This is a genomic window from Mycoplasma tullyi, from assembly GCF_014068355.1.
GTDB lineage: Bacteria > Bacillota_I > Bacilli_A > Mycoplasmatales > Mycoplasmoidaceae > Mycoplasmoides > Mycoplasmoides tullyi.
The window spans coordinates 616,772-628,410 of the sequence record NZ_CP059674.1 but is presented as its reverse complement, the minus strand read 5'-3'; the positions used below and the strand labels follow the sequence as shown (position 1 = coordinate 628,410).

The 11,639-nt window shown below is 33.1% G+C and carries 5 protein-coding genes and 1 tRNA gene; 4 read left to right on the top strand and 2 right to left on the bottom strand.

Features of this window, described 5'->3' with window-relative positions:
• Positions 1-35 precede the first annotated feature (35 nt).
• The 3 genes from eno to H3143_RS02505 all read left to right on the top strand — a co-directional run bounded on the left by eno (position 36) and on the right by H3143_RS02505 (position 9,882).
• Positions 36-1,451, top strand: a complete 1,416-nt coding sequence (eno, locus tag H3143_RS02515; RefSeq protein WP_182078641.1) for a phosphopyruvate hydratase — start codon at positions 36-38, stop codon at positions 1,449-1,451.
• Positions 1,452-1,540: 89 nt separating this feature from the next.
• On the top strand, positions 1,541-2,911 hold the full coding sequence (locus H3143_RS02510; RefSeq protein ID WP_182078640.1) for a DEAD/DEAH box helicase: 1,371 nt from the start codon (positions 1,541-1,543) through the stop codon (positions 2,909-2,911).
• A 158-nt stretch (positions 2,912-3,069) separates the two neighbouring features.
• On the top strand, positions 3,070-9,882 hold the full coding sequence (locus H3143_RS02505; protein ID WP_228444768.1) for an EAGR box-containing protein: 6,813 nt from the start codon (positions 3,070-3,072) through the stop codon (positions 9,880-9,882).
• Positions 9,883-10,110: 228 nt separating this feature from the next.
• Here H3143_RS02505 and H3143_RS02500 read toward each other — a convergent pair.
• Positions 10,111-10,187 (bottom strand) — tRNA-Arg (locus H3143_RS02500).
• A gap of 47 nt (positions 10,188-10,234) precedes the next feature.
• A complete protein-coding gene (locus tag H3143_RS02495) occupies positions 10,235-10,753 on the bottom strand; it encodes a hypothetical protein (RefSeq protein ID WP_182078639.1) in 519 nt (172 codons plus the stop codon).
• 33 nt (positions 10,754-10,786) lie between these two features.
• On the opposite strand from H3143_RS02495, the gene H3143_RS02490 reads away from it, so the two are divergent.
• Positions 10,787-11,638 (top strand): MPN551 family DNA-binding protein, encoded by an 852-nt coding sequence (locus H3143_RS02490; protein ID WP_228444767.1) that lies wholly within the window; start codon positions 10,787-10,789, stop codon positions 11,636-11,638.
• Position 11,639: the final 1 nt, after the last annotated feature.

The following is an 11,639-nucleotide window of genomic DNA, read 5'->3' as shown; positions in this document are numbered from 1 at the left end:
TTTAATTAAAAAAATAACAAAAAGAAGAAAATAAAATGGCAAAGACAAACAGTACTAGCAAAAATAAGAAATTAGAAATAAAGAGTGTTTTTGCATACCAAGTATTTGACTCAAGAGGGTTTCCTACAGTTGCTTGTGAAGTTGTTTTAAACGACAAATCTAGAGGTTTAGCAATGGTTCCTTCTGGTGCTTCAACTGGTGAAAAAGAAGCCTTAGAATTAAGAGATGGTGGTACTAAATACCACGGTAAAGGTGTAACTAAAGCTGTTAATAATATTAACAAAAAAATTGCTCCAAAAATCTTAGGAGTAGATGCTACTTTACAAACTCAAATCGATGAGTTCATGATTGAATTAGATGGTACTAAGACTAAATCTAAATTAGGTGCTAACGCGATCTTAGCAGTTTCATTAGCCGTATGTAAAGCAGCAGCTAATTCACTAAACCTACCTTTATACCAATACATCGCTAAAAAAGTAGCTAGAGTTAAAGGTTCTGAATTCACTTTACCAGTTCCAATGTTAAACGTAATTAACGGTGGAGCTCACGCTGACAACACAATTGACTTCCAAGAATTTATGATTATGCCAGTTGGTGCTAAAACAATGGTTAAAGCATTACAAATGGCTAGTGAAGTATTCCACTCACTACAAAAACTACTTAAGTCTAAGAAATTTAACACTAACAAAGGTGATGAAGGTGGTTTTGCACCTAACTTAAAATCAGCTGAAGAAGCTCTTGATTTAATGAGTCAAGCAGTTGTAGATGCTGGTTATACTTTAGGTAAGGATGTTGCTTTTGCACTAGACTGTGCTGCTAGTGAATTCTACGACAAAGATAAAAAAGCTTACGTATTTAAAAAAGCTGTTAAAGCTGGTTTAGTTTCAGAAAAAGAAGGAACTAAGACAACTGAACAATTAATTAGTTACCTAGAAGATTTAACTAAGAAATACCCAATCGTTTCAATCGAAGATGGTTTAGATGAAAACGATTGAGAAGGTATGGAATTACTAACTAAAAAAATTGGTAACAAAGTACAAATCGTTGGGGATGACACTTATTGTACAAACCCAGAATTAGCTGCTAAAGGTGTAAACTTATCAGCAACTAACTCAGTGTTAATTAAGTTAAACCAAATTGGGACTTTAACTGAAACACTTAAAACAATTAACATCGCGATGAATGCAAACTGAACAGCAGTAGTTTCTCACCGTTCAGGTGAAACTGAAGATTCATTCATTGCTGATTTAGCAGTTGCACTAAGTACAGGTCAGATTAAAACTGGTTCAATGTCAAGATCTGAAAGAATTGCTAAATACAACCGTTTATTAGCAATCGAAATGGAATTAGGTGATAAGGCTAAATATTTAGGAAGTAAGACTTTCTATAACCTATCTGCATCAGCACCTAAAAAACCTGCAGCTAAAAAAGTTACAAAAGCTAAAAAATAATTTTATAATTATCTTGTAACTAATAACTAACTAACTTGAAAAATAAGAAGTTGAATCAAACTTCTTATTTTTATTTTGAAAACATAATTATGAACCAGATATATCCTTGAAAAGAGTTTATTAATAAAACCCTAAAAGTGATGAAGATTCATGAACCAACAAAGATTCAAAACCAAGCAATACCAGTATTGCTTAAGCAAAAGAATTTGATTGGTGTTGCACCAACAGGAACTGGTAAAACGTTGGCTTTTTTATTGCCGATCTTACAAAACTTAGATTTTAGCCAAAATTTGATTCAGGCGGTAATCATTGTTCCCACAAGAGAATTAGCCAATCAAATTAAGACTGTCTTAATGAACTTTATTAAAGAAAATAAGGCAATAAAAATCAAATCATTTGTTGGTAGTTCACAATTTGATGAACAGATTATTAATATTAAAAATAATCCACCGCATATTTTAATTTCGACTCCTAGTCGTTTTAATCAAGCAATTGATCATGCGGTTAATTGAAACTTAAAATCAATCAAATACTTAGTTTATGATGAGATCGATATGATGATTGATCAAGGGTTTTTTAGTGATCTAATTAAAACTCAAGAATACTTAACAAACGCTAATAATAAACTGACGATTGCAGCATTTAGCGCAACATTACACCTTGATGCAATCAACAAGATTAAACGTTTTGTTAAGAATGCAACCCCGATTAATGTTTCAGATTCAATCTGGGTTAATGAAAAGATTAAACACTATTTAATTAAAAATAAGAGTTTAGATAAACTAGATTCATTACATGCCATCATCAAAAACATTGATCCTTATCTGTGCTTAATCTTTGTTAATAAGATCAAAGATATTGATCCGATCAAAAACTGGTTTGAACAAAATCATATTTCTTTTGCTACCCTACATGGAAAACTAGATAAAAGAGTAAGAAAGCAACAGTTTGATCTGATTAAAAATGATCAAGTTAAATATGCGATCGTTTCTGATCTTTCATCTCGAGGCATTGATTTCAAAGCAGTTTCACATGTAATTTCTTGAAACCTACCTAAAGATGATATCTGATATATTCACCGTTCTGGACGAACGGCAAGAGGAAACTTAGAAGGTGAATCCTATGTCTTTTATGATCCAAACGACGAAGCAATCCTAAGAAGACTAGAAAGTAAAAAACTAGTATTTATCCCGTTAAAGATTAACCGAGATCTATCTTTAACTAAATATCAACTAGTCAAACCTGAACACAAAAAACGAGTTGATGATGCTGTTGCTAATGAAATCAAGAAAGTCTTGATTTCAGCACCAAAAAAAGTCCAACCTGGATATAAGAAAAAGATAAAGAAACAGATTAACAAGATCAAAACTAAAGCTAAACGTGAAGCAATCGAAGCTAAAGTAAAACAACGCTTAATCAGTTCTTATAAGAAAAAGAATCGTAAGCTTAAAACCGATTAATTTTTCAGTTTAATCTACAATTTTATTAATAAAAAAACTGAAAACAAATAACGTTTTTAAAAAAGTTTTTTAATTTAAAATATATTTGAATTATTGAATCAGAATAATCGTTCTGATCATTGTTTTTAATAATCATTTATTTATACATTTAACAAAATATGGTTGAAAAGAAAAAACCTGATAAGAAATCTACGAAGAATAAAAGCATTCAAGACAATGAACCAGCTTCTATTTCATTAGATGGTAATAGTAAGAAAAAAGTTTCTAAAAAGGGGTTAGAATCTTTAAATTATTCTGACTATTATAAAAAGTACCTAGAATCTAAAAAAGATGATTTTGAACTATTGGCTAAAAGATCATCAATAGATACGATCAAAGATAAAGATGCGATTAAAGATGAAATCAAAGCAGAGTCATTTTATGCTGAATCTGCTTTAGATTACACCAAAGAATTGCAGGATGAAAGTTATAGCGATCACTTTAAAGAAATGAAAGATATCGATAAGAAAAACGTAGTGATTTCAAATGAAATGAAACACGATAATAAAAAAGAAGAAGAAGGTGAGTTCGTTGTAAGAAACCAATATCATCCAAGCTTTAATGATGTAGTAACACAAAATCAGGAGGATGATTTGCCTGATTTTGATGTTGATAGTTCATCATTAAATTTTGATTTAAATAAGTCAAATAAGACACCTAAATCAAATAAACAAAAATTAACTAGTCCAAGTCCATTAAATAGTAATTTTGATCGTTTTAACAACGAACGTTTCAACCAACCGATTCCTTCAAGAATGTACATCCCTAAGGGTTATGTTCGTCCAATGAACCCTTATGGTCGTCCACCATTTAACCCTTACTTTAATCCATATTTCGTTCCACCATATTACTACCCGCCAATGCCACCAGGATTTACGCCACACCCTAATGCAAATCCTTACCAACAACCACCGTATTTAAACCAACAAAACCCCTACTTTAACAAACAACAAAAGGATTTATTCCCTCAACAAACTAACTACACAGAACAACTGTTAGACTTTGATCCGTTTGCAAGTACTACAGAATTAGTTCCTGTAAATAATTACAATGGATTAAATCCAAACCAAAACGATCTAGTAGTTGTTAATAAAAAACAATCTTCAGATCTAACTCATATTATTAGTTCTTTCAATAAAAGAATGAAAGAACAACTTCGTATTGTTTCAAAACAAAACGAAATGATCGAACGATTACAAACTAAAGTAATCGAATTAACTGAAGAAAGAACTACTGCTTTAATTGGAGAAGCAAGATTAAGTACAGAAGACTTTTTACCAACAACTGAACACAACTTTGAATCAGTTGTAGCTGATGTGGTTCAAGATGAACCTAAGCAAGAAGTTGAAGTTGTTGCTGAAGTAGTAACTAAACAACCTGAAGTTGAAGTAGTTACTGATATCAATGATATTGAATCTGATGATCCAATTGTTGATATCTTATCTCTTGAAGAAGATGATCTAATTAATACTGAAAACTTAGATCAAGAGTTAGCAGCTTTTGAAGAGTTTGATGTAACTAGTCTTGAAGATGAACTTGATCTAAGTTTATTAGATGATGAGATTACTGATTCTATCCAACCACAGATTAAATACGAAGCTCCAGTTGTGCCTGAAGTAGTTGTTCGTGAAGAAGTTAAAGCTGAAGAACCAGTAGTTGTAGAAAAAGAATCACAATTTGATCTTGAACTACCTGAACCTGAAGTTGAAGATAATCAAGAAGTTTACACACCAAACCAACTATTAGATCTATCTAGTCGTCAACCTGAAGAGATCAAAAATAGTATCGTTCCTACTAAAGTGATGAACGAAATGTTTGGTGACAAACAAAAGAGCGATCCAGCTAGAAGATTCTGAGAAGCTTATGTTGGAAACCCTGAATACGGTTTTTATAACAACAAGACTTGAAACTGAAAAGGGAAATTCTCAAAACTACAAAAATGAATTCCATTTACAAGTGATCAAGAAGTACCATTCTATGGAACTAAACACGTAATCTTATCATCAATCAAAGCTTCTGAACGTAAGAAACTTTGAAAAGAACTAATTGATGATCCAGTTTATGGTCACTTTGAAGGTAGTTCAAAAGTTTGAATCTGACACGGTGTATTTGATCAAGAATTAAACTGAATTCCAGATCCTACTCATGACTTTAAAACTGAAGAAGAAGTTGTAGCTGAAAAGCAAAAACAAAGCTTCCCTAAGAAAAAAGACGTAAGTAAGAAAACTAACGCTCCTAAAGTTCTTAAAACTAACGAGATCACTCCAGACTCTGATCTACACAAGATGTTATTGGATGATCCAAGATACAAAAAACACATTGGTAACGTAGAGTATGGTTACTACGATAACGATGGTGTTTGGATCTGAACTGGTACGTTTGATGAAAACGGTGAGTTCAAACCTGATCAAGTTGATCTAGAAGTAGCATCTGATGATCTTCAATCTGAATCTAACTTCTCAACTCTATTTGATTCTTGAAAGAAGAACAACCAAAACAACTTAGAATATGAAACTGAATCTAAACGATTCAAGACTGTTAAACCTAAAGTTGTTTATGTAAATGAACAAGAACAACCTGAAGATGGTGATGAACAACAAGAAGAAGTAGCACCAACTAAAGTTGTTAAAAACGAACTAATCAAGAGAAGTAGATACAACAAACCGACTGATGAAGATCTAGGCATCTTAACTTATGATAAAGCTAAGATTCACAACGATAAGATCGTTGATGCTTCTGTATTAAGAGAATCTTCAAGTCAACAAGCACCATTCTGATTAGAATTCGTTGGTAATGAAGAATACGGTCATTACAACGCTAAGGGTGACTGAATCTTTGATGGTTACTTCGATGAACAATTTGAATTTGTTTCAACTAGAAAACCAGATGAAACAAAACAATCAACAAGTACAGTATCTAAGACTTCAATCTTAGATGATGATGTTAATGTTGATGAATACTTCAAACCAGCTAATAAAGAAGAAATTCTTCACTACACACCTAAACCTAAGAAAACTGAACCAGTTGTTGAAGAAGTTGTAGAAGAAGTTCAACCAGAAGCTGAGGAAGCTGAAGAATTCTTCAGTAAATTCATCGGTGATAAGAACTATGGTTATTACAACGATAACAACGTTTGAGTTTGAAGTGGATACTTCAATGAATACAACCAATTCGTTCCAGATGAAGCACCTAGAAACAACAAGTTACTAGATGAGATCGTTTCATTAGCTGAACAACAACAAAAAGAACAAGACTTACTAAAAGCTAAAGTTGAAAGCGAACTGCTTGCTAAACAAAAAGCGATCCAAGAACAAATTCAAAGAGAATTAGAACTACGTGATCAATTCTTAAAAGAACAAGAAGCAAGAGAGTTAGCACTAAAACAACGTGAACAATCTCTAAATGAAAAAGCAATCAGATTAAAAGAAGAGATCGTTAAATTAAAACAACAAGCGCTTAAGAACCAAGAAGAAGCTAAAAAACAAGCACTTAAAGAACAAGAACTTGCTGAACAAGCTAAACAAGTTAAAGCAGCAACTAAGTTCATTAAGCCTAATAAAGACAACTACAAATCAATTCACCAATTCGTTGAAGGTGTTTCTGAGATTAGTCAAACTCCAACTAAACCAGTTGAAGTTGAACAACCTGTTGAAGTTGATAAAACAACTGTTGAGCCAGCTGTAGTTGAACAAGTTCAAGTTGTTGAACAAGTAGCAGCTGAACCAGTAGTGGTAGAAGAAGTTGCAGTTGAACTAGAACCACAAGCAGAACAATTTAGCTTTGAACCTTCTGCGGTTGAAGAACAAGTTGAGTTTGTTGTAAATGACAACTTAGCTGATGCTGTTGATGTGGTTGTTGTTGATACCAACCAAGTTGAATTACCAGCACAACAATTTACAACTGATCAATTCGCTCAACAACAAGTTGTTGCAGAAGAATTTAGCCCACAACCAGTTGAACCTAAACCTCAATTTGACTTCAAAGAAGAATTGGTTCTAGCTGAAGTTAGCCCTGCGATCGTTAGTGAAGAAATTGATTTACCAGCAGTTGAAATCACTAAACCTGATCTATTCGCTAAACAAGAATTAGATCTATCTAACGTTGAAGTTAAATTAGCAGACGAAACTAGTGATAGTGAAGTTGTTAGCGTTGATGTTTCAAGCGTTGAATTAGCTGATAGTCAATTCAGTTTAGCTCAAGAACAAGCTCAAGTTGAACCTGTTATCGTTGAAGAAGCAATTGATCAAGAAACAGTATTAGTTGAACCAGTAGTTGAATTTGAAGATGTTCAATTACAAGAACTTGATGTTCAACCAATAGTTGAAGAACAACCTGAATATGTTCAAGTTGTTGATCAACCAACTCCAGTAGTTGAAGAGTTTGTTGAAGAAGTAGTTGAAGTTGAACCAGTTCTTGAAGAAGTTGAAGCTCAACCAGTTCAAGAAGAAGTTGTTGTTGAAGAACAAGTAATTGAACAACAACCAGAACAATTCCAAGAAGAAGTTCAAGTTGAACCTATTCACGAAGAATCTGTAGTTGAAGAACTTGTTCCTGAAGTTGAAGAAGAAATTCAAGTTGAATCAGTTGTTGAAGAAACTATTGAAGAACAAGTTAGCGAACAAGCTCATGATGAAGTTGAGGTTAGCATAGAAGAAGAAGTTCAACCAGAAGTTGAATCTGTTCACGAAGAAGTTGAAGCTCAACCAGTTGAAGAATCTGTAGTTGAAGAAGAATCTACTTACGAAGAAGCAGTTGAACAAACTGCACCAGAAGTAGAACAAGTAGTTGAAGAACCAATTAGTGAACCAGTTCACGACGAAGTTGAATATGTTTTACAAGAACAAACTCAACCTGAAGTTGAATCAGTTCATGAAGAAGTTGCAGTTGAAGAAGAATTAACTAGTAAAGAAGCTGCTGAAGAATTTACTCCAGAAGCAGAAGAAGTTCAAGCTGAACCAGCTCATGAAGAAGTAGTTGAAGAAACTGCTCCTGAAGTAGAAGAAGCTATTGAAGAACCAGCTAGTGAAGAAGTTCACGAAGAAGTTGAAACTGCTGTAGAAGAAGAAGTTCAACCAGAAGCAGAAGCTGAAGAACAACATGAAGAAGTTCAAGCTCAACCAGCTGATGAAGAACCTGCTATTGAAGAAGAACCAGCAGCACAAGAAGAAGAAGCTGAATTCTGAGAAAAATACGTTGGTGATGAACACTATGGTCATTATGATGAAGATGAAGAATGAATCTGAGATGGTTACTTCGACGAAGACCAAAACTTCTTTAGAAACGATGAAGAATCTGATAAGTCTGAAGAAGTTGAATCAACTTCAGACGATAAAGATGAATATGTAGCTTCAAGTGATGAAGAATCATCTGAACAACCTGAAGAAGAAGTTCAAGAAGAACAAGAAGAAGATAGTTCTTTAGATGAAATCAGTGAAGATGAACAACCAGAACCTGAAATCATTGACTTTAGTGCTAACGCTAAGAGTTCAGAACCTAGTCTAGAAGAATCTGAAGACAAAGAAGCAGAAGTTCAAGCTGAATCTGAAGAGGAAACTCAATCTGAAGAATCTGAGGAAGAAACAGAGACTCCAGAAGAGGAATCTAAAGAAGAAGTTGAAGCTCAACCTGAAGAAACTCAAGAAGAAGAAACTGAATTCTGAGAAAAATACGTTGGTGATGAACACTATGGTCATTACGACGAAGACGAAGAATGAATCTGAGATGGTTACTTCGATGAAGATAATAACTTCGTAAGAAACGAAGAAGAAAAAGAAACTGAAGAAGTTGAAGAAGCAGAAGAACAATCAGCTGAAGAAGAAACTTCACCAACTGAAGCAATTGATTTTGATGATAAATCTGAACTAGAAGAAATCAGTGAAGACGATCAACCTGAACCTGAAATCGTAGACTTTAGTGGTAACAGCGAAGTTGAAAAAGAAGTTGAGGAAGAACCTGCTGTTGAAGAACCAGCAGCTGAAGAAGAAGCTTCAGTTGAATCAGAATTAGAAGCTGAAGAAGCACAAGAGGAATCATCTGTTGAAGAAGAAGCTGCAACAGAAGAAGAGGCTGAAGCTAAAGCTGAATCTGAAGAAGAACCTGCGGTTGAAGAAGAACCAGAAGCAGAAGAAGAAGCTGAATTCTGAGAAAAATACGTAGGTGATGAAAACTACGGTCATTACGACGATGAAGGTGAATGAGTTTGAGCTGGTTACTTCGATGAAGATAACAACTTCATTAAGAATGATGAAGAAGTAGAAGAAGAAACTGCTCCAGAAGAACCAGCTTCTGAGGAAACAGAAGAATCTGAATCACCTCAAGAAGAACAAGCTGAAGACGAAGAAGTAGAAGAAACTGAATCTGAAGAAGAACCAGTTGAAGAAGAAACAGAAGACGAAGCTGATTCTGAAGAAGAAACACAAGAAGATTCTGAAGAAGAAGCTGAAGAAACTGAAAGTTCTGAAGAAACTGACGCTGACGAAGAAGAAGCAGAAGAATCTGATACAGATGAAGAATCTGAAGAAGAAGCTGCTCCTGAAGAGATCGAAGAAGTTGAAGTTGAAGGTGAACACTACATCTATGCAGATGAAAATGGTGAAATTAACTTCGATGACTACATCGGTGATGAAAACTTCGGTTACTACCTAGAAGATGGTGAATGAGAATGATACGAAGGTGACTTCGACGAAGACGGTAACTGATTCGTATACGTTCAAGGTGAAGCTGAAGACGTTAATGTCGAAGAAGACATTCCAGCATTAAAAGGTGTTGATACTGAATCAGTAGATGCTGATGACTGATTATCACAATTCGATGAAGATGCTGCTTCTTCAATCTTCGGAGACGAAGATTCTGATGAAGACGATGATGACGACTATGACTTACTTTCAGGTAAAAAGAAGAAAAACAAAAAAGCTAAAAAAGCTAAGAAATAGTCATCAAAATCTTTAAAAAACTAAAACATAATCCTTTCGAAGGATTATGTTTTTTTTATATTCATGGATGAAAAATCACTCATTAATTAATTGAGTAGAATACGTAATCAGTCGCTAAATAACACAACAACCTAAATCACCGATAAATCAACTTAAACAAAAAAATAGCCAAGTAAGGGTTTACTTGGCGTTGTAAGTTAGTTAGTTAGTTTATTAGTGTTAAGTTAATGGCGCGCCCAATAGGACTCGAACCTATAACCGCCTGATCCGAAGTCAGGTGTTCTGTCCAATTGAACTATGGGCGCATTAATAACTCGTAAGTATTATAAAATAAATTTAAATATAAATATATTTAAACTCGCTTTGCTCAATAGTGATCAATTAGTTTAGTATTAGATTTAATAATATTGATCTCTTCTAATTCCAAAGAATTAAGTTTATACATACAAACAATATTTAAGATCTCATCTAATTGATTATTATCTTGTTCAACTTTTAGATATAACCATTTAAGATTAGTTGATTTAGCTACTCGAATAAAGAAATCGATTAGTTGTTCGATGATCTTTGGATCATAGTTTTTTACTAAATACTTAATTTGCCCGTTAGTTTTATTAACATCAATCTTTACTAAACCAAAGATCTGATTATCTAGATAGATAACAAATAAGTATGAGTTTTTATCAACTCATCTTCTTTTAGCTAAAACGATGTATTCTTCTAGATTAATTAAATCAACATCGCTTTTGCTAAACCCTAAATGGTGTTCATCATTTAGGTTGTTTAAAAAGTCGTATAGTTCGTTAATTTGGTAATTATCAATCTTTTTTAATTCTAAATGTTGATTAATTACATATCTTTTATTAAACATGGTTTTTATATAATAATTTTAATAAATAAAGATATGCCTTTTAAGAAAGATTTAAATCTCTCAGAATGTTTTAGGATTGTTGATGACCAACTAATTCTATCTGAAAAATACAAACAAGATTTTGGCAAAAAGTTTAAAAAGATTACCGGTAGTCGTTTTCCTACTATTTTAGGAATTAATGATTTTAGCACCCCATTTATGGAGTGACTCAAGATGGTTAATCTTTATTATGAAACAATGGACCCAATTTTATCAAAAGCTGGGGTTGTGATTGAACCAAAGGTTCGAGACTATGTCATGAAGAAATTTAAGATTAACTATAAATCTTATGAACCAACTCAAGTTGGTTTTGATCTATTTAAAGATAATCAGATCTTTGGTGGGATTCCTGATGGTGAACCAGTTGATGAAGATGGTAATCTTTTATATGATCAAGATCATCCGATGTTAGAAATTAAGACAACTTCGATTGATAAGTTAAGTTATAAAAAAGTTGATGGATCATTAAGAATGATGACAGATGAATCGGGGTTACCAATCGTTAAAGCTAAACGTGAAAAATACCTTGAATGATATGATGAAAATCATCAGATTCAAGTTAAGAAAGAATACGTGTTACAACTTTCACTTTATCTTTATCTAAGAAATGCGAAGTATGGAAGATTTGGAGTGATCTTCTTGCGTCCTGAAGATTACCAAAATCCCGATGCAATTGATTTAAATCAACGTTTAATTGATGTGGTTGATATGAAATTAGAAAGATCAAGTATTGAATCATACATTGAACAAGCTACCAAATGATATCAAGACCACATCATCAAAGGAATTAGTCCTAAGATGAATAGATCTGATAAAGAATTTTTGAAATTACATAAAATTATTTAGT